This window comes from Streptomyces sp. NPDC053560, assembly GCF_044544605.1.
Classification (GTDB): Bacteria; Actinomycetota; Actinomycetes; order Streptomycetales; family Streptomycetaceae; genus Streptomyces.
The window spans coordinates 266,289-288,981 of record NZ_JBITXI010000003.1 but is presented as its reverse complement, the minus strand read 5'-3'; the positions used below and the strand labels follow the sequence as shown (position 1 = coordinate 288,981).

Genomic DNA, 22,693 nt, shown 5'->3' with positions numbered 1-22,693 from the left:
CATCAGGTGATGCACGACCGGAGAACCCTCGCCAGACTGACGCAGTCCCGGAGACCCACCGTGCGGTGAGGGAGTACGCGGATGACCACGAAGGCGCAGACGCAGCAGACCGGAGCGGCCGCCGAGACAGGCGGGAAGTGGCGGTTGTGGGGGCCGTACCTCAGCGAACGGCAGTGGGGCACGGTCCGGGAGGACTACAGCGAGTCGGGAGACGCCTGGTCCTCCTTCCCGCACGATCACGCCCGGTCGCGCGCCTACCAGTGGGGCGAGGACGGCCTCGGCGGCATCTGCGACGAGAAGCAGCGGCTGTGCTTCGCGGTCGCGCTGTGGAACGGGCGCGATCCGATCCTCAAGGAGCGGGCGTTCGGGCTGACCAACAGCGAGGGCAATCACGGCGAGGACGTGAAGGAGTACTACTTCTATCTCGACAGCACGCCCAGCCATTCCTACCTGCGGTATCTGTACAAGTACCCGCAGGGCGAGTTCCCGTACAACGACCTGGTGACCACCAACCGGGCCCGCGGCCGGCAGGAGTTCGAGTACGAACTACTGGACACCGGGATCTTCGACGACGACCGGTACTTCGACGTCACCGTGGAGTACGCCAAGGCTGCGCCGGACGACATCCTGATCCGGATCACCGCCGAGAACCGCGGACCGGACGAGGCCACACTGCACCTGCTGCCGACGCTGTGGTTCCGCAACACCTGGTCCTGGCGGGAAGGGGGCGGCAAGCCCCGACTGGCCGCCGTCGAGAGCCCGCGCGGCACGACCGCGCTCCGCGCCGCCCATCCCGACCTGGGCAGCTACGACCTGAGGTGCGGCGGCCAGGTACCGCTGCTGTGCACCGAGAACGAGACCAACAACGAACGGCTCTTCGGATCACCCAACGCCTCGCCGTACGTCAAGGACGGCATCGGGCGGTACGTCGCGGGCGGCGAGACCGAGGCGGTCAATCCCGCGCGCGAAGGCACCAAGGCAGCGGCCCACTACACCCTGACCATCGCGGCGGGAGGCAGCGAGACCGTACGGCTGCGCCTGGCGCCCACCGGCTCTCCGATGCCCCTGGCCCGTGACTTCGACCGCGTCTTCCGGGACCGGCGGGCCGAGGCGGACGCCTTCTACCGCACGCTGATCCCGGACGGCGCGACCGAGGACGAGGCCCGTGTCATGCGTCAGGCGCTGGCCGGGATGCTGTGGAGCAAGCAGTACTACCACTTCGATGTGGAGGCCTGGCTTGCCGACCACGGCCTGGAGCCGTGGCGCGTGCCGCCCCGGGCGATGCGTAATCACGAGTGGTTCCACCTGGTCAGCGACGACATCGTGGCCATGCCGGACAAGTGGGAGTACCCGTGGTTCGCCGCCTGGGACCTGGCCTTCCACGCCGTCGCGCTGGCAATCGTGGACGCGGACTTCGCCAAGGAGCAGCTCGAACTGCTGCTGCGCGGCACACATCTGCACCCCAACGGCCAGATCCCGGCGTACGAATGGAACTTCACCGACGTCAATCCGCCGGTCCACGCCTGGGCCGCGTACTTCCTCTACGTCCTGGAACAGCGCCGTACCGGCCGGTCCGACCGGGACTTCCTGGAGCGCGTCTTCCAGAAGCTGCTCACCAATTTCACCTGGTGGGTCAACCGCAAGGACCCCGCGGGCCGCAATGTGTTCCAGGGCGGCTTCCTCGGTCTGGACAACATCGGCGTGTTCGACCGCAGTGCGCCATTGCCCACCGGCGGACAGCTGGAACAGGCCGACGGCACCGCGTGGATGGCCCTGTACTGCCAGACGATGCTGCAGATCGCCGGGGAGCTGGTCGAGCACAACCCCGCCGTCTATGAGGAGCATGTGCTCAAGTTCGCCGAGCACTTCCTGTGGATTTCGGGGGCCATGGACCGCACCGGTGACCTGCCGGACGATCTGTGGGACGAGGAGGACGGCTTCTTCTACGACGTCCTGCGGCTGCCGGACGGGCAGGCGGTCCGGCTGAAGGTCCGTTCGATGGTGGGCCTGCTTCCGCTGTGCGCCGCCACCGTGTTCCGGCCCGCCCAACTGGCGAAGGTGCCCGGTCTGGGTGACCGGCTGCGCCGTTTCGCCGGCCGGCATCCCTCGCTCACCGCCACCCTGGCCTCGGCTCAGGGCGGCGTCTCCGGCGGCCCCCGGCTGCTCTCCGTCGTCGACGAGAAGAAGCTGCAACGGGTCCTGGCGTATCTGCTCTCCGAGGACGAGTTCCTGAGCCCGTACGGCATCAGGTCCCTCTCCCGCCATCACGCCGAGCACCCGTACACCTTCTGGGTGCACGGCGAGGAATACCGGGTCGGCTATCTGCCCGCCGAATCGGACTCCGGGATGTTCGGCGGCAACTCCAACTGGCGCGGCCCCGTCTGGTTCCCCGTGAACGCCCTCATCATCCGCGGGCTGCTCAACCTGTACGCGTTCTACGGAGACGACTTCACCGTCGAATGCCCCACCGGCTCCGGCGTCCGGATGAACCTCTACGAGGTCGCCGAGGAGATCTCGGCGCGGCTCACCCGGCTCTTCCTGCGCGACGCCGACGGCAGCAGGCCCGTGTACGGCGGGCAGGAGAAATTCCGGAACGACCCGCACTGGCGCGACCTGATCTCCTTCCACGAGTACTTCCACGGCGACAACGGCGCGGGCATCGGCGCCGCCCACCAGACCGGCTGGACGGGCCTGGTCGCCACCTTGATGACCGTCTTCGGGCACCTCACGCCCGAGGACTTCCAGGCCGACCCCGCCCGGAGGCGGACACCATGACCAAACTCCCGGCGCAGCCCGTCATCCATGAGGTCAACACCCGAGTGTGGCTCCGCGAACTCCAGGCGCGCCCCGGCCGCCCGGCCGGTCTGGGCGAGGTACCCAAGGATGCCTGGGACGAGATCACCCCGCAGGGCATCGACGCCGTCTGGCTCATGGGGGTGTGGGAACGCAGCGACGTGGGCCGGGACATCGCCCTGCGCGACCCGGCGCTGCGCAGCGCCTTCAGGCAAGCACTGCCGGATGTGACGGAGGAGGACATCGCCGGGTCGCCGTACTGCATCCGCCGCTATGTCGTCGACGAGACGCTGGGCGGCAACGCGGGACTTACCTCGGCACGCGCCGAGCTGGCCCGTCGGGGCATCGGCCTGCTCCTCGACTACGTACCGAACCATCTCGCGCCGGACAGCCCCTGGGTGAGTGAGCACCCCGAATACTTCGTCCAGGGCACCGCCGAGGATCTGCGCCGTGACCCGGCCGCCTACCTGGAGGCCGGGGGCAGGGTCCTCGCCCGTGGCCGGGACCCGTTCTTCCCGCCCTGGCCGGACGTGGTGCAGCTCAACGCGTTCGCGCCGGGGCTGCGCGCGGCCACCACGGATGTACTCGCCCGGATCGGTGAGCTCTGCGACGGCGTCCGCTGCGACATGGCGATGCTGCTGATGAACGACATCTTCGCCAGGACCTGGCGACGCCATGCCGGCCCGCTGCCGGAGGAGGACTTCTGGACCGTCGTCCTGTCCGGCGTACGGCAGCGGCGCCCCGGTATGGCGTTCGTCGCCGAGGCGTACTGGGATCTCGAATGGACCCTGCAGCAGCAGGGGTTCGACTTCTGCTACGACAAGCGCCTGTACGACCGGATCCTGCACGAGGGCGCGGAGCCCGTGCGTGCACATCTGCGAGCGGGCGGGGACTACCAGCGCCGCCTCGTACGCTTCCTGGAGAACCACGACGAGCCGAGGGTGGCAGCGCACCTCGGCCCGCTGGAAGAACGTGCCGCTGCCGTCATGATGGCCACCCTCCCCGGTGCGACGCTGTGGCACGAGGGCCAGTTCACCGGCCGCCGCACGCGCCTTCCGGTCTTCCTGACCCGGCGCCCCGAGGAACCGCCCGACGCCGGGCTGCGGGCGTTCCACGAACGGTTGCTGAGTGCCGTGCACAGGAGCGGAATGCGCAACGGCGACTGGCGCCTCCTGGAGTGCGAGGGCTGGCCGGACAACGCCTCGCACCGTGCCCTGCTCGCCTGGTGCTGGACGGGGGAGACCGGCCGGTTCGTGATCATCGTCAACTTCGCCGGACATCGCTCCCAGGCCAGGGTGCGGCTGCCATGGTCCGAACTGGCGGACAGTCAGGTGCGGTTGACCGGTCTGCTGGACGACTCCCAGTACGAGCGCTCCGGTCGCGAACTGGCCGGCCCCGGACTCTTCGTCGACCTGGACGCCTGGGGCGTGCATCTCTTCACGGTCGAGCCGGCCGAGCCGGGCCGTGGCTGACCGCGGGAAGGCCGCGGGGGCAGGGGAGGCGGCGGGGCGGGCAGAGGACGCGGGCGCTGCCCGGGTCGTCCTTGCCGTCATCGCTACCCAGCAGCTGCTCATGGCGTACGACTCGACGGCCATGAACGTCGCCGTCTCCGACATCGTCACCGACCTCGACACCACACTGACCGGAGTGCAGACCGCGATCTCGCTCTACGCCCTGGTCATGGCCGCACTGATGATCACCGGCAGCAAACTCGGCAGCCGGGCCGGGCACCTGCGCATGTTCACCCTCGGCGCCACCCTCTACGGATGCGGCGCCCTGGTCACCGCGCTGAGCCCGGGTCTGCCGGTCATGCTCCTCGGCTGGTCGCTGCTCGAAGGCATCGGCGCGGCCCTGGTCTTCCCGGCGATCCTGTCCATCGCCACGCTGGCATTCACCGGCGCCGCGCGTACCCGCGCCCTCACCCTCGTCGGCGCGGCCGCAGGAGTGGGCGCCGCGCTCGGCCCCCTTCTCGGCGGCGTGCTCACTCGCTATCTGAGCTGGCGGGTCTCGTTCCTCCTGGAGACCGCCGTGACCGCGGTCGCCGTCGTCCTCATCAACCGGCAGCGTATACCCCGCCCGAAAACCGTCAGGCAGCCGTCGTTCGACATCCTGGGCGCTGTCCTGTCGGCGCTGGGCTTCGGTCTGATCGTGCTCGGCACCCTGCTGGCCAGCCGGTACGGGCTGCTCACCACACGCACCGACGTTGTGCTGTCCGGCCGGACCGTGCTCGGCGAGGGCGCTGTCTCGCCCACGGTGGTGTTCGGACTGTCCGGTGTCGTGGTGCTCGCACTGTTCGCCTGGTGGGAACGGCACCGCATACATACCGGACGCGATCCCCTCGTACGTCCCGCCGTCCTGCGCAACCGGGCCACACGGGTGGGGTCGTTGTCCCTGGGCCTGCAGTTCCTGGTACTGGCGGGGGTGTTCTTCCTCGTCCCCGTATTCGTGCAGACGACGCTGGACTACGACGCCCTGGAGAGCGGTCTGACGCTGCTCCCGGCGACCGTGATGCTCGTCCTGGGCGCGGCGGCCGGCACCCGGGCCGTCGGCAGGGGACGCACGACACGCAAGCCGCTCATCATCGTCGGCTTCCTGCTGATCGCCGCCGGTGCCGCAATGATCGTCTTCGCGTTCGAGCCGGTCAGCTCCGGCCTGAAGATCGCTCCCGGGCTGGCGGTCGCCGGTCTCGGCCTCGGCCTGTGCACACTGCTCCCGGACCTCGTCCAGTCCTCTGCTGCCGAGGACCGGGTCAGCGACGTCGCCGGACTCTCGCGCAGCTTCTCCTACCTGGGCCAGTCGCTGGGGATCGCCCTGGCCGGCGCGCTGATGATCGGTGTCCTGATCAGTACGGTGCTGGCCTCGGTCCGGACCAGTACCGTACTCACCGCCGGCCAGAAGGTCACCGTGGAGCACGCACTGGAGCACAGCGTGCAGGCGACCGCGGTGAGCGACCAGCAGCTGCGGGCGGAGCTGGGCAGGCAGGGCATCACCGGGCCGCCCGCCGACGAACTCGTACGCATCAACGTCCAGGCCCGTGAGGACGGTCTGACCGCCGCCATGGCAGCCATGGGCGTCTTCGCCCTGTCCGGCGCCGCACTGGCAGCGCGGCTGCCTCGGGCCGCACGGAAGCCGGCTCCCGCACGGGAACAGCGGCGGCATGCGTGAGCACCGGCGCGGTGCGAAGGGGACGGTGCCCCGCCCTTCCCGCACACCGCGGCCGATGGGCACCGGCACGGCAGTGGCTGTCGTCGTGGCCGTGCTGGTGGCCGCCAACCTGGCGAACAACCGCTGTCTGCCCGAGTGGGGGTGGCTGACCGCCCTCATCTCCGCCGCGCTGCTGCTGGGGGTGCTCTTCCGGGCCGGAGGTACCTGGGCAGATGCGGGGCTGGACCCCGCCACGCTGGGATGTGGCGCGCGCTGGGCCGTGGTGCTGATCGGGCTGGTCGGCGTGGGCTACGCGGCAGCGGCGCTGCTTCCGGCAGCCCGTGTCCTGTTCGCGGACGAGCGGTACAGCACGCTGACCGGAGGCCAGATGGCGGTGCGAGTCCTGGTCACGGTGCCCCTCGGCACGGTGCTGCTGGAGGAGATCGCCTTCCGCGGTGTGCTGTACGGCCTGGTGCGCCGGGCCCGGGGCGCGGTGTGGGCGACGGCCGTGTCGAGTCTGCTGTTCGGGTTGTGGCACGTCCTGCCGTCACTGCAGCTGGCGAGCGTTAAGCCCGCGCTGACGCCGGTGTTCGGTCAGTCCGCGCTCGGTGCGGTGGCCGCCGTCGTGGTCGCGGTGCTGTTCACCGGGGCCGCGGGCGTGCTCTTCTGCGAGCTGCGCCGCCGCAGCGGCAGCCTGCTGGCGCCCATGGGCCTGCATTGGGCGGTCAACGCCTTCGGCTATCTCGCCGGCTTCCTGCTGCTGCGCTGACCGGCCTGTGGCAGGCACGCGCCGTACGGCGGTGATGTCGGCCGTCACGCTGTCACTTCTCGGCCGCGATGATGTCCTTGAGACGGTCGAGGTCCTGGGTGGTGACGTCCGCGGGCCGAAGGACGGCGTTCCATGCGTCGACGTACTCGGTGGTGTACGTATGACCGTGGCCGCTCGGGACGTCGGTGGAGAACGGAAGGTCCGCGGTGACCTGCCAGAAGGTCACGAGGGGCAGCCACACCATCTGCTGGAGTACGTCGGCGCCGGGGTGCTCGCCGAGCCAGTCCGGTTTGCTGAGGACGAGGCGTGGGCTCCACCAGACGATCGGGTCGGACGGGTGCATGAGGTAGAGGACTCGGCTGTCCTTCCAGGGCCGGCTCGCCGGTGGGATCTCGGCCGCCGGATCGTTGGCGAACCGGACGGTGCGTCCTTCCTTGTAGACGGGGAGGATCTCGGGGCTGCCGGCGTCGCGGCCGTCGCTGAATTCCCGGAACAGTGTGTTGAAGGCGGGAGGGCCGGCGAACAGTGTGCCGTCGGTGCGGTTGCGCAGATCGTACTCGCCGCTGAAGGCGGTCTCACCGCCGAACGACCCCAGGCTCTCCCCGGCGACGAACAGCCGGGGACGGTCACCCGGTGGCAGCTTCGACCAACTGTCGTACACGGCGTCGAAGAGGGCGCGGCCCGCCTCGCGTGCCTTGGTCTGGTCGACCAGGTAGGAGAGCCAGGACGGGAGGTAGGAGTACTGGATCGCCACGGTGGCCGAGTCGCCGTCGCTGAGGTACTCGAACGTGTCCACCGCCGCGGGATCGACCCAACCGCTCCCGGTCGTCGTCACCACGAGCAGGTTCTCGCGCCGGAAGCCGCCCTGCCGGGTCAGATCGGCGACCGCTTCGGCGGCCCGGGACTCCGCACTGCCGGCCGATGCCAGCCCGGCGTAGGACCGGATCGGCGCCCTTGCCAGGCGGCCGGTGAACCTCGCGATGTCGTTCGCCGAAGGGCCGGTGCCGGTGAAGTTCCGCCCTTGCCTGCCCAGCGAGTCCCACGGTACGAGCGAGCCCGGCCCGCCCGAGCGCAGGCTCGACGAGGGCTGGCGCACCCCCTCCTCGGTCGTGGTGTCGCGCAGCGAGAACGCCTTGTTGGCGACGCCGACGAAGCCGTTGAGCAGCAGGCCGGTGACGATCGCCCAGACGAGGCCGGCGACCAGGGCCCAGCCGACCGCGGTCGCCGCGCGCGGCCCGACCCAGCGCCTCAGCAGGTCCTTCAGCCGGCGATACAGGTCGCGGATGCCGCGCGCGGTCAGCAGGAGGAGGCCGAAGACCAGTGCCGCGATGAGGGGCGAGATCACGGCGAGCGGGATGTTGTAGTGGGTGACTCCCATCAGCCGCCGGATTTCGTACTGCCAGTACTGCCCGAAGCCGAAGAAGAGGCCGAACAGGATGGCCGCACTGAGAAAGAACGCGGTCCAGGACCTGGGGTGCGGGGGCCGCGGCTCGCGATCGGCGAACGCACGCCACACCCACGCGGCGAGCACGCCGGCACCGTAACCGAGGGCCGCGTTGATGCCACAGATCAGGCCCTGCAGGATGCCGCCGCGCGGGAGCAGCGACGGGGTGTAGGAGAGACAGGCGAACAGGAGCGCTCCCCAACAGCCGGGGAGGGTGACGGACAGCAGCTCCCGGCGCTTGCGGGACCTCGGCGACGGGCGTGGTTCGTCCGCCGCCGAGGCATCCGCACTCCGGGACGGGCCGGCCGGTGACCCCGGACTGTTTTCCACCATGGCTACCCTCCGTCCGGAAGGCCGCGCCAGGACAGAGCAGCGACCGGTGCGACCGATGTCAGTGCATGACCGGGGTCAGTGCAGGATCCTGTCCTTCGCCCGCTGGAACTCGTCGTCCGAAATGTCGCCGCGTTCCCTGATCCGGGAGAGCTTCGCCAACTCGTCGGCCTGGCTGGGCCGGGACGTGCCGGTCGCCGCTGTCCGGCGGACGTAGTTGTCGAACGCCTCCTGCTGCGCCTGTGCCCTGTTCACTTCGCGCCGGCCCATGCCGCGGCCCCGGGCGAGAACGTAGACCAGGACACCGATGAAAGGCAGCACGACCACAAAGATGATCCAGGCCGCCTTGGCCCACCCGTTCAGCCCGTCGTCACGGAAGACATCGCCGATGACGCGGAAGAGCAGGAAGAACCACAGCACCCACATGAACAGCACGAACGTGGTCCAGAAAACCCCCAGGAGCGGATAGTCGTACGCGAGGGTCACGGAACCGCTCATGGACTTCTCCTTCCTTTCGCTTGCCTGCGGTCACACGCCGTGCAGCGCGGCGATGAGCTCGTCTTCGCGTTCCTTGGTGAGCGAGGTGTGCAGAACCGTGGGGTTGAAAGGCCGGAGGGCTTCCCGTACCCGGTCGGGAGTGGACTTCCGTACGAGCGCGAAAACCGCGGCACGCCCGGGCTCCAGGGCGCCGGCCGTCTCCTTGATGAACGCGTCGTTGAGGCCGACGTCCCGGAGCTTGCCTGCGACGGCGCCGGTCGCCGCGCCCGCCGCCGCACCGAAGACCGGCATCAGGAAGAGCATCCCGAACAGGGTTCCCCACAGGGCTCCCGTGGCCGCTCCCTTGGCGGTGGTGTTGTGGGCCTGCTGGACGTGCACCTTGCCGTCCTGGCTGCGCCAGGCCAGCGCGGCGTCCTCCAGGTCGAGCAGTTCTTCCTGGGAGAGCTGGCTGCTGAGACGCATGACGGCTTCGGCCTGTTCCTTGTCGGAGAAGCCGAGCACCACGAGTCCGGTCATGGGAACCTCCTGGGCAACGGGCCGGGCGTCGGCCCTGTGCGTTTCGTCGGTGGTCTCGACGGCGATTCCGCCCGCGGATTCACCCGTCGTCCGTTCAGTCGCCGGTTCAGTCGCTGGTTCAGCCGTCCGTTCCGTTGGTTCTTCTGACGCCCCTTCGTCGAGGCGCGCGGCGGCGGCGAGCAGTTCAGCGGCCACGGGGGCCATCGCCTCCTCGGTGAGGAAGCCCTCCGCGAGCGGCACGCCGCCCTGCTCGCGGATCGCACCTTTCAGCCTCCTCGCCCACCGGTGTTCAAGGAGGAGGAAACCCGCTGTGGCACCCGGATCCAGCGCATCCGCGATCTCTCGGATGTCGTCCGCGGCCATCCCGAAGGCGCGCCCCGGGGCCAGCGAAGGAAATGCCTTCTCCGCTTTCCGCATGCTGCCCGGTTCGAGTCCGAGCAGCGCGCTGATCGTGTCGCCCATTCCCTCGGCCTGATAGCCGAGGGCGACGAGATCACCGTTGGTGTCCTTCCGTACGACCAGGAGGTCCAGGACGAGTATCTGGCCCGCGGCCGCGAGTTCTTCCAGCTCTTCGAGGATCCGCCCCTCGAATGCCGCATCCGGGCCGAAGGTGATCACCAACAGCTGTATGGGCCCGGTCTCGGTCATCGTGTGCCTCCCTCGATAGGGGCTGCACGTCATTGAGCAGCAGATGGCGCCGGGCGGCATCCCCCGTAGCGGGTGAATGAACCCAACGCCGCGCATTCGCCGACGCGTTGACATGTCCAGTGCTAGTCGCAATGCTGTCGGAGCCATCTTCCATCGATGTAAAGCAGCATGGGAGAGGCCGAATCGATGGGACGGGACCATGAAGCTTTCTCGTTGTCTGTCCGGCGCCGCCGCCTTTGTGCTGGCCGGCGTGCTCGCCACCGTGATGTCCCTGTCGTCCGCCGAACCGGCCCGGGCGGATCAGACCGGTCTCCGGGCCGCCGACCCGAGCGTGATCCGGGTCGACAGCACCTACATCTCGGTGCAGTCGACCGGCGGCGGCATCGCCGTACGGCAAGCCTCGTCGACGGCCGGTCTCGCCTCGGCGCCCGCCCGGCAGGTCTGGTCGGACACCCGCGGCCTCGGGGAGGTCTGGGCCCCGGAGATCGTGCGGGACGGTGGCCGCTACTACATCTACTTCTCGGCCGGCCGCGGTGCCGCGCACCGGATGTACGTCATCAGCTCTGCCGCCGCGGACAACGGCTACACCGCCGAGACGAAGCTGGCGCTGCCGGACGACAAGTGGGCCATCGACGGAACCCTGTTCACCTTCAACGGACAGCGCTGGTTCGTCTGGTCCGGCTGGGCCGGCGACACCAACGTCGAGCAGAACCTCTACATCGCCCGGATGAGCAGCCCCACCGCACCCACCGGCGCCCGGTACGTCATCTCGCAGCCGCGGGAGGGCTGGGAGCGGGTGGTCGGCAACCCGTTCATCAACGAGGCGCCCGAAGCCATCAAGGACCCGAACGGGCAGCTGCACATCGTGTACTCCGCCAACGGCAGCTGGAGTGAGCAGTATTGCCTCGCCGACCTGCGTCTGCGGGCCGGCGGCGACCCGACGTATGTGTGGGACTGGTACAAGTCGAACGGCTGCCTGTTCGGCTCCAACCGCGCGACGATGATGTCCGGCTGGGACCCGACCCTGTACGTCAACGGCCCCGGCCACCACAGCTTCGTCCTGCTCAACGGCGACATCAACACCAGCCCGCCCGCGGGCCCGAAGTTCCCGCTGATGTTCCACGCGGTGCCGAAGGGAACGCCGTACTCGTGGGAGAACCGGTACTGGTACACCGGCACGTTCACCTGGTGGGGCAACAGCACCTACAGCCGTGCCAACGTGCCGGGGCCGAACACGGACACCGGCTGGAGCATCAAGTTCTTCGAGTGAGCGGTTGGCCCTTGGAAGAAAGGCCCGTTGCCGGGTTCTGACCGGACCGGCAGCGGGCGCACACCAGCACCGGACGGCGGCGCCACACGGACCTGGTTCATCGTCTTGTCAGCGTGACAGGCGAGCCGTATAACGTTGTAAAACTGCGCATCAGGGCTCGGCGCACGGCCCGCGCTGGTGACTGACATGGGACCCGCACCGGCCACCGGAGTCGGGCCGTTCGGGAAAGGATCGACGTGCGGGTCAGCCTCAAGGATGTCGCCGCGCACGCGGGGGTCTCCATCAAGACCGTCTCGAACGTGGTGAACGATCACCCGCACGTGACACCGGCGATGCGCGAGCGCGTCCAGCGGTCCATCGACGCGCTCGGCTACCTGCCCAACCTCGCGGCCAGGCACCTCCGCAAGGGACGTACGGGCATCATCGCCCTCGCGCTGCCCGAGTTCGGCAACCCCTACTTCGCCGAACTTGCCGCCGCGGTCATCGACGCGGCCGCCGAGCACGACTACATCGTGCTGCTGGACCACACCGGCGGCCGCCGTGAGCAGGAGATCCTGGTCAGCCAGGCCTTCCGGGCGCGGGTCATCGACGGACTGATCCTCAGCCCCATCGAGCTGGAGGCCGAGGACCTGTGCGACCGCGCGGAGGACGCGCCGATGGTGCTGCTCGGCGAACGCGAATACGACCTGCCGTACGACCACATCGCCATCGACAACGTCGCGGCGGCCCGCTCCGCCGTCCGCCACATGGTCGCCTTGGGGCGCCGGGAGGTGGCGTTCATCGGTGCCCGGCGCGGGCGCAGCGAGCCCGCCGAACTGCGGGTGCGCGGCTGGCGCGAGGAGCTGACCGCCGCCGGCCTGCCCGCCGACGACGGGCTCGTGGCCGTCACCGACGGCTGGGGGTTCGCGGACGGCGCCGCGGCCATGACCGGCATTCTGCGGGCCGGGCGATGTCCCGACGCGGTCTTCGCCTACAACGACCCGATGGCCATCGGTGCGATGCGGGTGCTGCACGAGTGGGGGCTGCGCGTGCCCGAGGATGTCGCGATGGCCGGGTTCGACGACGTGGTCGAGGGGCGCTTCGGCACGGTGACGCTCACCTCCGTGTCGCCGGACAAGGGAGCCATCGGCCGGCTCGCGGTGGAGTCGGTGCTCGCGCGGCTCAGCGGCAGGACGCCCGAGCGCCGGCGCATCCGGGCGAGCCACCGCCTCGTCGAGCGGGAGAGCACGCTGGGGCGCCGTACGGCGAGCGACGGCCGGCGTGCTTGAGCGCCGTACCAACGGCCGCCGACGGTCGGCAACCTGCCTGCCGAAGTCCGCGTGTCGTGCACGAAGGGTTTACAGCATCCTTCCAACGATGTAAAAACCCCTTGCGACGGACCGAACAACGTCCAACGCCCGGGGGAGAAGCACCACTTCCGCTCGTCGTTCAGCTCCCCCACTTCCTCCCAGCGGCACCCGGAACGGGGTCTTCATGCAGCACACCACTCACCGCTCTCACCTGCTCGCCCGTCCTGCGCTCGTGGTCGTCGCTGCCGCGGTGGCCCTGGCCGCCACCGGCTGCGCGAAGTCCGAGGACGACGTGTCGGACGGCAAAAACTCCTCGTCGGCCGCCGACGCCGGGCAGAAGGTCGTCACGCCGAAGCCCGGCAGCAAGAGCTGCACCATCGACGCCTACGGCGCCAAGAAGCTGGACTTGAAAGGCGCGACCGTCGGCTTCTCCCAGTCGGAGAAGGAGGCCAACCCGTTCCGCATCGCCGAGACGAAGTCCATCAAGGACGAGGCCTCCAGACGCGGCGTCAAGCTGCTCACGGCCAACGCCCAGTCGCAGTTCTCCAAGCAGATCAGCGATGTGCAGGACCTGCTCGCCAAGGGTGTCGACCTGCTGGTCATCGCACCGCTCAACTCCGACGGCTGGGACCCGGTGCTGAAGGCGGCCGCCGCCAAGAAGGTCCCGATCGTGACGATCGACCGCAAGATCAATGCCACTGCCTGCAAGGACTACGTCTCCTTCATCGCCTCCGACTTCGTCGAGCAGGGCCGGCGCGCCGCCGACCAGATGATCGAAGCGACCGGCGGCGAGGGAGAGGTCGCGATCCTGCGCGGCTCCGCGGGGAACAACGTCACCACCGAGCGCACCAAGGGGTTCAAGGAGCAGATCGAGAAGAAGGCCCCGGGCCTGAAGGTCGTCTTCGAGCAGACCGGCGACTTCACCCGCGAGAAGGGTCAGCAGGTCACCGAGCAGCTCATCCAGTCCAAGCCGGGGATCAAAGGCATCTACGCGGAGAACGACGAGATGGGCCTGGGCGCGATGGCCGCGCTCAAGGGCGCGGGCAAGAAGTCCGGTGACATCAAGATCGTCACGGTCGACGGCACCCGCAGCGCGGTCCAGGGCGTCGTGGACGGCTGGATCAGCGGTGTCGTCGAATCCAACCCGCGGTTCGGCCCGCTGGCGTTCCAGACGCTGGACACCTTCACCAAGGGCGAGAAGGTGCCCCAGGACGTCGTCATCCAGGACAGCGCCTACACCGCGGACAACGCCAAGCAGGACATCGGCAAGGCGTACTGACGCCCCGGCAGGGCCCGGAGGCAGCACGACGCTGCTGGTGGTCATCATCGCCGTGCCCGCTCGTGGCCCTGCTTCGTCCCGCCCCTTCTTCCCCTCCCGCAAGCCTCACCCCCCTTTCAGGAGGCACAGGTGTCTGCCCCGGCCGAAGTCCTCGCCGTCCGCGGACTGAGCAAGTCCTTTCCCGGCGTCCGGGCCCTGGACGACGTGGACCTCACCCTGCGTCCCGGTGAGGTGCACGCCCTGATCGGCGAGAACGGCGCCGGCAAGTCGACTCTCATCAAGCTCCTCACCGGCGTCCACCGGCCCGACGCGGGGGACATCACCCTCCAGGGCCGCAAGGTCTCCTTCGCCACCCCGCTGGAGGCCCAGAAGGCCGGCATCTCGACCATTTACCAAGAGGTCAACCTCATCCCGCTGCTGAGCGTGGCCCGCAACCTCTTCCTGGGCCGCGAGCCACGCACCCGGCTGGGTCTGCTGGACTTCGCCCGTATGCACCGGGAGGCCGGGGAGACACTGCGCACCTATGGCGTACGGGTGGACGTCCGGCAGCCGCTGCGTACCCTCGGCGTCGGCGCGCAGCAGATGGTGGCACTGGCCCGAGCGGTGGCGACCGACGCGCGGATCGTCATCATGGACGAACCGACCTCCTCCCTCGAACCGCGGGAGGTGGAGACCCTGTTCGCGGTGATCCGTCGGCTCCGCGACGACGGCATCGCCGTGGTCTACGTCAGCCACCGCCTCGATGAGCTGTACGCGGTGTGCGACACGGTCACCGTGCTGCGCGACGGCCGTCGCGTCCACCACGGCGACCTGGCAGGCCTCGACCGGCTGGCGCTGGTGTCGACCATGCTCGGCCGGGAGCTGGGCGAGGTGCGCAAGGAGGGGCTGACGAAGTTCGCCGGCGATCACCATGTCGCCGACAGCCAGCCCGTGCTGGAAGCGGACGGCCTGAGCGTCGCGCACAAGCTGCACGACGTATCCGTACGCATCCGGCCGGGCGAGGTCGTCGGACTGGGCGGGCTGCTCGGCTCCGGACGTACCGAGACGGCGAAGGCGATCTCCGGCGCCCTGCCGGTGCGCTCGGGGAACGTCATGGTGGCCGGCGTCCCGCTGCGGGGCGGCTCCACCCCCGCCGCCATCCGCGCGGGCATCAGCCTGCTGCCCGAGGACCGCAAGAGCGAAGGCATCGTCCCCGGCCTCTCCGTCCGCGAGAACATCGCGCTGGCCGCCCTGCCGCGTCTCTCGCGCTTCGGACTGGTCTCCGAGGCCCGCCTGGACAGCGTCGTCGACACGTTCGTCGAGCGGCTGCGGATCAAGGCGTCCTCGCCGCACCAGAAGGTCGGCGAACTCTCCGGCGGCAACCAGCAGAAGGTGCTCCTGGCCCGTTGGCTGGCGATGAACCCCAAGGTGCTGCTGCTCGACGAGCCCACCCGGGGCATCGACGTCGGCGCCAAGGCCGAGGTGCAGAAACTCGTGGACGAACTGGCCGCTGACGGCCTGGGCGTCCTGCTCATCTCCTCCGACCTGGAGGAACTGATCGAAGGGTCCGACCGCGTGGTCGTACTGAAGGACGGTGCGGTCGTCGGCGAACTGACCGGCGACGACGTCACCGAGGACAAGCTGATGCGGACCATCGCCGGGGACGCTCCGGCGGCGGACGCGGTCGGGAAGGCGGCCACCGATGGCTGAAGCCACCGTGCGGATGGCCCCGCTGGACAAGGCACGCGTCCTGCAGTGGCTGCAGACCTACGGCGTGTACGCCGGAGTGGCACTGCTGCTGGTCGTCAACATCGTCATCACACCGCACTTCCTGTCCGCGGAGAATTTCCGTACGCAGGCGGTGCAGGTCGCCCCGGTCATCATCGTCGCGCTGGGCATGGCCCTGGTCATCGGCACCGAGGGCGTCGACCTGTCGGTCGGTGCCGTGATGGCACTGGCGGCCTCGGTGACGGCCCTCTACCTCGGCTACGGCCTGCTGCCGGCCCTGTTGGTGGTGGCACTGTTCGCCGCCGGCGTCGGACTGGCCAACGGGGCACTGGTGGCCCTGGTGGGAGTACAGCCCATCGTGGCCACCCTGGCCCTCATGGTCGGCGGCCGGGGCCTCGCCCTGGTGCTGCTGCCGCAGCTGAAGGACCTCCACAACCCCGCGCTGGCCTCCCTGGGCTCCGCCGACATCGTGGGCATTCCCTACCTCATCCTGATCGCCGCTGTCCTGTCGCTGCTGGTCGCCTTCGTGGTGCGCCGCACCACCTTCGGCCGCCGCCTCCTTGCCATCGGCGACAGCCGCCCCGCGGCCCAGCTCGCCGGCCTGCCGGTACGCCGCGTACTGATCGTGGTGTACGTACTCTCCGCGCTGCTCGCGGCCGTGGCCGGCGTCCTCGCCACCGCCCGGCTCCAGGCCAGCGACCCGACCTCCCTCGGCAACCTGATGGAACTCTCCGCCATCACCGCCGTCGTGGTCGGTGGCACTCCGCTGAGCGGCGGCCGGGTCAACATCGGCGGCACCGTAGCGGGAGCCGTCCTCATCCAGCTGCTCACCGCCACCCTCATCAAGCACGATCTGCCCCCTTCGTGGACCCAGATCGCCCAGGCCATAGTGATCGTGTGCGCGGTCTACGCGGCACGGGGACGGGGGAAGCGATGACCGCCACGGAGACGGGCACGCCCGTGACCACGGCGAGCAACGAACCGACGGCCGCTTCCGAACCGGTCGGACACGCCCGTTCCGAGCGGCTGAGCGCGCTGGGCCAGCAGCATGGTGCGCTGGCCGTCCTGGTGATCGTCTTTCTGGTGGCGTCGTTCGGTCTCGACTCCTTCGCCACCGGCGACAACATCGCCAACATGGCGACCAGTTCGGCGTTCCTGGCCGTCGTCGCCCTGGGCATGACCTTCGTGATCATCACGGGCGGCATCGACCTGTCCGTCGGCTCCCTGTTCGCCCTCGGCGGGGTGCTGGCCGCCTGGGGCGCACGCCACGGATCCCTGCTCGCCCTGCTGCTGCCGTTGGTGGTGTGCGGTGCGATCGGCCTCGTCAACGGGCTGCTGGTGGCCCGCTCCCGGCTGGCACCCTTCATCGTCACCCTGGCCGCCATGCTCGGAGCGCGCGGCCTGCTGCTGGCCCTCACGGACGAGGGCGCCGACACCTACCTCATCGGCAAGGGCTCGCTCCTCGCCGAACTCGGCCAGGGCACCACCCTCGGCCTCGGCAACCCCGTATGGATCATGCTGGCCCTGTTCGTCGCGGGCGCCGTGGTGCTGCGCCGTACCCGGTTCGGCCAGCATGTGTACGCGGTGGGCGGCAACGAGGACGCGGCGGCCCTGATGGGCGCCCCGGTGGCCCGCACCAAGATCATTGTCTATTCCCTGTCCGGTGTGCTGGCCGGGCTGGCCGGCGCGCTCAACGCCGCCTGGCTCGCCTCCGGCGTGACCATCCTCGGCAACGGCATGGAGCTGGACGCCATCTCCGCAGTCGTCATCGGCGGCACCCTGCTGACCGGCGGCCTCGGCTACATCAGCGGCTCGCTGGTCGGCGTCCTGCTGCTGAAGGTGATCCAGAACGTCATCAACCAGATCGGCTCGCTGGACTCCTCCTACCAGCAGGTCGTCAGCGGTGCCTTCCTGGCCGTGGTGGTCATCGCCCAGACCTGGCTCGGCCGCAGGCGGCAGCTGATGTGACCCCGTACACGCACGTCTCCCACCCCCACCTCTCAAGGAGTCACGACGTGTCGCTCACCCGCACGTCGTTCCCCTGTTCCCCGGCGCAGACGCTGGGCCCGACGGGCCACCACCGCACTGGCCGCGCTCACCTTGATGGGCACGGCCCTGGCGGCCTCCGGCACCGCGGCCGCCGCACGGACCTTCTGCCCCGTCCGGGGCGTCAACGGGGGGAGTGCGGCTGCCCGCTCACCACTTCCCCGACCAGTACCTGCGCCACTACGACAGCGAACTGCGGCCGGCCACCCCGGGCGGCACACACCTGGGCCCCGTGGGCACCGTGACGGGCGCGTAGCGGCCGTCCGGCGACAGCGGCCGGCCCGGTGGGTGGCGGTACACCGGGCCGGTCGGTCGTGAGCTATGCCAGGGCGCAGGTGCGCAAGGTGGCGAATACTCCGCGTGCGCGGGCGTCGTCCGGCAGGTTCCAGTGACCGGTGACGTGGCCGATCACCCCCGGCCCGGGGACGAACGGGCCGTCCGGGGCGGGCTGCAGGACGCGGTGCAGGCGGAGGGTCGCGCCGTCCGGCACAGTCAGCTCAGTGCTTTCTAGGCCGTCGGCGGCAGTGGGGGAGAAGTGCGTGGAGAGGGATCCCTCGCCGGTGTACGCGGCGGTGACCTCCCGGTCGGGGGTGTTGCTGATGCTCTGAGCCTGGGCCTGCGCCCGGCCCTCGATCAGCGCCAGCAACTGGATGACCAGCACCGGGTCGTGGCAGCCGTCGTAGGCCCAGCGTTTCCCCAGCACCCCGTGCTCCATCGTGCCGATGAGCGCGTGCTCCGCCCCGTCCAGCGGTGCACCACGGTAGGTGAAGGGGATCAGGTACGTGAGGAGCTGGGGACCGGAGGCGTCGGTGACGACCATGAACTCGATGCCGACCTCACCTTCCGGGTCGTCCAGCCGGAAGCCACCCGCCTTCTCCAGCTTCGGTCCGCCCGGGCCGCCGTCGTACCACGGGCGGTCGGGCAGCCAGGAGTTGAGCAGTTCCAGTTTGGTCGGCGTGATGGTGGTGCGGTGCATGACGGCCATGACTGCTGCTCTCTTCCGTTATGTGGACGTGGAACGCGCTCCGGCGGCCCTGAGGCAGCCGGAGCGCATGACGGGTTGCTACCCGAGCGTGATCCGTCGCGCGGTCACTCGCCGGAGACGGGAGCGCCTTCCTCCGCGGGCAGGGTGTCCATGAAGGAGCTGACCGAGAAGACCGCGCGGCCGACGCCCGCCGGACCGTAGCCGGGAGGCGAGGACAGGCCGTGCCGCTGCATCGCCGAGCGGTAGGCGTCCAGCAGCCGGATGTGGTACTCCAGCGGCGCGCCCTGCGGGTTGCTCCTGCCCAGCGGCGTCGTCGGCTCCGGGCACCAGGTGGTGAACCGCGGGGTGATGCCGTTGGACATGAAGAAGTCCAGGCCCTCGGTGGTGGAGGCGACGGCCTCGTCCACGGTGTTGAAGCCGTAGGGCGCCGCCATCTCGACGCCGGCGACGAAGTTCGGGATCACGTTGCGCGGCCCGAAGACGTCCGCCGAGTCCAGGATCCGGCGGTGCCACTCCTCGCGGCCGACGTACCGCTCCTTGCCGGGGCAGTACAGCTCGAAGAGGCGCTTGTCCCAGACCTCGAAGTTCGGGTGGTAGATGCGGATGCCGTAGTCGTGGAAGCGCTTGACGTCGTCCTTGGGCAGCGCCTGCGCGACGACCTTGCCGGTCCAGCGGCCGGGGAACCGCTCCTCGATGGCCTTGGCGTACATCCCGTAGAAGTCCGCCTCGTCCATGCCCTGCACCTTGGAGGTGATCGAGCCACCGGTGAGGGTGTAGGCGCTGGAGGCGCCGAGGGTGTCGTGGTCGGAGATGATCTGGAGCGCCTCCAGCACCTCCTCGACGGGCTTGACTCCCGTGTAGGGGCGGCCTGCGGCCTTGTGCTGGCGCCAGTTGTGGTTGATGTCGCAGTACTGGCACTCCTCCTTGGCGCCGAAGTACTGGCACACCCGGAAGACCGTCAGGTAGATCAGGTAGCCCCACTGGATGGTGGGTGCCACCTCCATCACCGACTTGCCGTTGGCCAGCGTGTGCCGGTAGTAGTCCGGCATCGGCGGCAGGCCGACGTCCGAGATCCGCTTCCCGTCGAGGTAGAGCCCGAGGGCGCCGTCCTCGCCGGCCTGCACCCGGTAGGGGGAGTCCGGGTTCACGCGCACCGAGACGACGGTACGGCGCAGGTCGTACGGGCCGCCGGTGAGCACGACCTCCTCCGGCGGCCGCCGCAGCGCGGCCTCACCCAGCTCGGGGAGCGTGCGGTGGTCGAAGGAGAAGATGAAGTAGGACTTCGGCTTGACCTCGCCGGTCGCTTCGTCGGTCGTGTCGCTGAGCGCCGAGTCGTCGAAGGCCATTCCGCCCCGGAGCAGGTCTTCCTTGATCACCGCTTCGCGCGGGATGTGCGGGAAGCGCTGCATCAGGTCCTCGACCAGCGCGGTCCGGTTCGGGTGTCCCTGCAGGTCCTGCTGGGGGGACGGGGCCCGGCGGGACGGCACGGGGGACGGCATCGGCAACGGCGTCGGGGATGACGGCATGGTGTGAACGAACTCCTCACTTCGCGGCCCGGGGGCGCCCCCGACGGTACTCCTGCGCCCGAATCGCCCGCACACCTGCCTCCCCGTTCGGCGATCATTTCCGGCACGGGACCGCTCTGCCGGCGCGTCGATACCCCTCGGCGACTGCTTACGGTGCGTCCGTTCTCACTCTCAGCGATTGCGGCGGGCCGTGGTCGCGGCGCGGCCCGGTGTGTGGCCGAAGGTGCGGCGGAAGACGTCGATGAATGCGCTGGCCGAAGACCAGCCGCACTGGTGCGCCACGACCGTCACCGGCGTGTCCTGGGCGAGCAGCGCCAGGGCGTGGCCGAGCCGCAGCTGGGTGCGCCACTGCGGGAACGTCATGCCCAGGTCGGCCTTGAACAGGCGGGACAGCGTCCGCTCGCTGGCGCCGACCTGTCTGCCCAGGGCCGCCAGAGTGCGGTTGTCGGCCGGATCGGCGTGCAGGATCTCGCAGAGCGCCTTGAGCTGGGGCGCGGTGGGCGTCGGTACGTGGAGCGGCTGCTGGGGGGCGACCCGCAGCTGGTCGCAGAGGACGGCACGCAGGCGGCGTTGTTCCGGGCTGTCAGCGGCCGGGTCGCGGGTGCAGGCGAGGATCAGCTCGCGCAGCAGTGGGCCGACGGTCAGTACGGTGGGCTCGTCCAGGCCGAGCGGGTTGGTGTCGGCGGGCAGGCCGATCAGGTGCAGTTCGAGCTCGCCCTGTGCGTGGTGGGAGTGCACGGTGCCGGCCGGTACCCAGATCGCCCGGGTGGCCGGGGCCGTCCATGAGCCCGCGCCGGTGGTGACGGCGAGTACGCCCCGGCCCGCGTAGACGATCTGGTGGTCGTCGTGGCGATGGGCGTCGATGCCTGCGCCGGGGGCCAGCCAGCGGGCGTTGGTGGGTGCCACCGACTCATGGCGGATTTCCCTCATTGATTGGCAGAATATCGGAAGTACGGCATGGCGACCACGGCCGATCATGGCGCTATGCCAAGGAACAAGTCGATCGTGCTGCTGTCGGTGGGACATGCCTGCGTGGACGTCTATCAGGGCGCCGTGGCGGCCCTGGTCCCGTTTTTCGTCGCCGAGCGCGCCTACACGTACGCCGCGGCCTCGGGCATCGTGCTCGCCGCCAGCCTTCTGTCCTCGGTGGCGCAGCCCTTCTTCGGAGCGCTCACCGACCGGCACCCCATCCCCTGGCTGCTGCCGGTGAGCACGCTGCTCGGCGGACTGGGCGTGGCGCTGAGCGGGATCACCGGCTCGTACGCGCTCACGCTGCTGTTCGTCGCGCTGTCCGGCATCGGAGTCGCCGCCTACCATCCGGAGTCCGCGCGCCTCGCGCGGGTCGCCAGCAAGGGCCGCCACAGCTCCATGGGGTGGTTCTCCCTGGGCGGCAACGTTGGTTTCTCCGCGGCTCCGCTCCTGGTCACTGCTGTGATCGCCACCGGCGGACTGCGGCTGTCCCCCTTGCTGATCCTGCCCGCGCTGGTCGGCAGTGTGCTGACGCTGCCGGTGCTGCGGGCGCTGGCGAAGGTGCCGCAGGCCGCCGGCGGCAAGGGGGCCGCGGAGGGCCGGGACGACTGGAACTCGTTCATACGGCTGTCACTGGCGGTGGTGTGCCGGTCGATCGCGTTCGTCGGGCTGAGCACCTTCATCGCCTTCCACGTCCGGGAGCAGACGGGTGGCGGCACGGTCGCCGGTTCGGCCGCTCTGTTCGTGCTCTACCTCGGCGGTGCCGTCGGCACGGTCGTCGGCAGCAACCTGGCGCACCGCTGGGACCGGGTCACGGTGGTGAGCACGGCGTACCTGGTCACGGCCGCCGCTGTCGCCGGCGTGGTGTTCGTGCCGGGCCCGGCGATCTACCTGTTCGTGGCGCTGACCTCGATCGGCCTGTACGTGCCGTTCTCGCTGCAGGTCACGCTCGCCCAGGACTATCTGCCCACCCGTGTCGGAACGGCCAGCGGCATCACCCTCGGCCTGATGGTCAGCGTCGGCGGCCTGACCAGCCCGATCATCGGCAGCATCGCCGATGCCACGTCGCTGCGTACGGCCCTGATGCCCCTCATCGTGATGCCCGCCCTGAGCTGGCTGCTGTTCCGCACCTTGCCCGAACCGGCCGTGCCCGAGCCCCTGCTGGGAGACAGCGCTGAGGAAGCCGCGCCGGAGGCCGGCACTCAGGAGACCGGCACCCAGCGAGCCGCCACGTGACGTCCCCCTCGACCGCATCCGCCGAGGCTGCCCGTCCACCGGTCCAGGAGGCCTGTCCGCTGGCCGCCTGGGGGTGCCGTACCGGGCTGGAGCACCCCGACTGGCAGCTGATGTCCAGCCACGCCACGTCGGTCGGCAGCGTCGAGTACTGCCGGTGCACCTGTGCGGCGGTGGTGCTGCTCCACGAGGGTGAGGTGGCGGCCTTCGCGGCTCCCGATCCCGCCTAGCATCGCGGCCGGCCGGC

18 protein-coding genes are annotated in these 22,693 nt (G+C 69.8%); 12 read left to right on the top strand and 6 right to left on the bottom strand.

Going from position 1 to position 22,693, the window contains the following annotated elements; all coding sequences use genetic code 11:
* Nucleotides 1-81 precede the first annotated feature (81 nt).
* Genes ACIGQF_RS08145 through ACIGQF_RS08130 form a run of 4 tightly spaced genes read left to right on the top strand, consistent with a single transcriptional unit; the run spans nt 82 to nt 6,706 of the window.
* Nucleotides 82-2,775 (top strand): MGH1-like glycoside hydrolase domain-containing protein, encoded by a 2,694-nt coding sequence (locus ACIGQF_RS08145; protein ID WP_399707042.1) that lies wholly within the window; start codon nt 82-84, stop codon nt 2,773-2,775.
* Nucleotides 2,772-4,265, top strand: a complete 1,494-nt coding sequence (locus ACIGQF_RS08140; protein WP_399707039.1) for an alpha-amylase — start codon at nt 2,772-2,774, stop codon at nt 4,263-4,265. The genes ACIGQF_RS08145 and ACIGQF_RS08140 overlap by 4 nt, the downstream gene beginning before the upstream one ends.
* On the top strand, nt 4,258-5,958 hold the full coding sequence (locus ACIGQF_RS08135; RefSeq protein WP_399707035.1) for an MFS transporter: 1,701 nt from the start codon (nt 4,258-4,260) through the stop codon (nt 5,956-5,958). Before ACIGQF_RS08140 ends, ACIGQF_RS08135 begins: the two co-directional genes overlap by 8 nt.
* Before the next feature lie 55 nt (nt 5,959-6,013).
* On the top strand, nt 6,014-6,706 hold the full coding sequence (locus ACIGQF_RS08130; RefSeq protein ID WP_399707032.1) for a lysostaphin resistance A-like protein: 693 nt from the start codon (nt 6,014-6,016) through the stop codon (nt 6,704-6,706).
* 52 nt (nt 6,707-6,758) lie between these two features.
* Here ACIGQF_RS08130 and ACIGQF_RS08125 read toward each other — a convergent pair whose 3' ends face one another.
* The 3 genes from ACIGQF_RS08125 to ACIGQF_RS08115 all read right to left on the bottom strand — a co-directional run bounded on the left by ACIGQF_RS08125 (nt 6,759) and on the right by ACIGQF_RS08115 (nt 10,142).
* Nucleotides 6,759-8,483: an alpha/beta hydrolase gene (locus ACIGQF_RS08125; RefSeq protein WP_399707029.1), complete on the bottom strand. Its 1,725-nt coding sequence runs from the start codon at nt 8,481-8,483 to the stop codon at nt 6,759-6,761.
* Between the two features lie 75 nt (nt 8,484-8,558).
* Nucleotides 8,559-8,978, bottom strand: coding sequence for an SHOCT domain-containing protein (locus ACIGQF_RS08120; RefSeq protein ID WP_399707026.1), 420 nt, complete (start codon nt 8,976-8,978; stop codon nt 8,559-8,561).
* A gap of 30 nt (nt 8,979-9,008) precedes the next feature.
* The gene (locus ACIGQF_RS08115) at nt 9,009-10,142 is read right to left on the bottom strand and encodes a DUF1269 domain-containing protein (protein WP_399707023.1); all 1,134 of its coding nucleotides are present in this window, start codon (nt 10,140-10,142) and stop codon (nt 9,009-9,011) included.
* Between the two features lie 199 nt (nt 10,143-10,341).
* Between ACIGQF_RS08115 and ACIGQF_RS08110 the strand changes: the two genes are divergently transcribed.
* From ACIGQF_RS08110 to ACIGQF_RS08085, 6 genes are all read left to right on the top strand, one after another.
* Nucleotides 10,342-11,412: a glycoside hydrolase family 43 protein gene (locus ACIGQF_RS08110; RefSeq protein WP_399707020.1), complete on the top strand. Its 1,071-nt coding sequence runs from the start codon at nt 10,342-10,344 to the stop codon at nt 11,410-11,412.
* A gap of 236 nt (nt 11,413-11,648) precedes the next feature.
* Complete coding sequence (locus ACIGQF_RS08105; protein WP_399707017.1) at nt 11,649-12,680, top strand: LacI family DNA-binding transcriptional regulator; 1,032 nt, start codon at nt 11,649-11,651, stop codon at nt 12,678-12,680.
* A gap of 205 nt (nt 12,681-12,885) precedes the next feature.
* Nucleotides 12,886-13,980 carry an ABC transporter substrate-binding protein gene (locus tag ACIGQF_RS08100; RefSeq protein ID WP_399707015.1) on the top strand — a complete coding sequence of 365 codons (1,095 nt, stop codon included), beginning with the start codon at nt 12,886-12,888 and terminating at the stop codon, nt 13,978-13,980.
* Nucleotides 13,981-14,109: 129 nt separating this feature from the next.
* Nucleotides 14,110-15,669, top strand: a complete 1,560-nt coding sequence (locus tag ACIGQF_RS08095; RefSeq protein WP_399707012.1) for a sugar ABC transporter ATP-binding protein — start codon at nt 14,110-14,112, stop codon at nt 15,667-15,669.
* Complete coding sequence (locus ACIGQF_RS08090; protein ID WP_399707008.1) at nt 15,662-16,624, top strand: ABC transporter permease; 963 nt, start codon at nt 15,662-15,664, stop codon at nt 16,622-16,624. The genes ACIGQF_RS08095 and ACIGQF_RS08090 overlap by 8 nt, the downstream gene beginning before the upstream one ends.
* On the top strand, nt 16,621-17,655 hold the full coding sequence (locus ACIGQF_RS08085; protein WP_399707005.1) for an ABC transporter permease: 1,035 nt from the start codon (nt 16,621-16,623) through the stop codon (nt 17,653-17,655). Before ACIGQF_RS08090 ends, ACIGQF_RS08085 begins: the two co-directional genes overlap by 4 nt.
* Before the next feature lie 397 nt (nt 17,656-18,052).
* On the opposite strand, the gene ACIGQF_RS08080 is transcribed toward ACIGQF_RS08085, so the two are convergent.
* The 3 genes from ACIGQF_RS08080 to ACIGQF_RS08070 all read right to left on the bottom strand — a co-directional run bounded on the left by ACIGQF_RS08080 (nt 18,053) and on the right by ACIGQF_RS08070 (nt 21,174).
* The gene (locus ACIGQF_RS08080) at nt 18,053-18,718 is read right to left on the bottom strand and encodes a 1,4-alpha-glucan branching protein (protein ID WP_399707002.1); all 666 of its coding nucleotides are present in this window, start codon (nt 18,716-18,718) and stop codon (nt 18,053-18,055) included.
* A 104-nt stretch (nt 18,719-18,822) separates the two neighbouring features.
* Nucleotides 18,823-20,127, bottom strand: a complete 1,305-nt coding sequence (locus tag ACIGQF_RS08075; RefSeq protein ID WP_399707620.1) for a radical SAM protein — start codon at nt 20,125-20,127, stop codon at nt 18,823-18,825.
* Between the two features lie 288 nt (nt 20,128-20,415).
* On the bottom strand, nt 20,416-21,174 hold the full coding sequence (locus ACIGQF_RS08070; protein ID WP_399706999.1) for an AraC family transcriptional regulator: 759 nt from the start codon (nt 21,172-21,174) through the stop codon (nt 20,416-20,418).
* Between the two features lie 54 nt (nt 21,175-21,228).
* Here ACIGQF_RS08070 and ACIGQF_RS08065 point away from each other — a divergent pair, with 54 nt between their 5' ends.
* Nucleotides 21,229-22,449, top strand: coding sequence for an MFS transporter (locus tag ACIGQF_RS08065; RefSeq protein WP_399706996.1), 1,221 nt, complete (start codon nt 21,229-21,231; stop codon nt 22,447-22,449).
* Nucleotides 22,446-22,676 carry a hypothetical protein gene (locus ACIGQF_RS08060; RefSeq protein ID WP_399706993.1) on the top strand — a complete coding sequence of 77 codons (231 nt, stop codon included), beginning with the start codon at nt 22,446-22,448 and terminating at the stop codon, nt 22,674-22,676. Before ACIGQF_RS08065 ends, ACIGQF_RS08060 begins: the two co-directional genes overlap by 4 nt.
* Nucleotides 22,677-22,693: the final 17 nt, after the last annotated feature.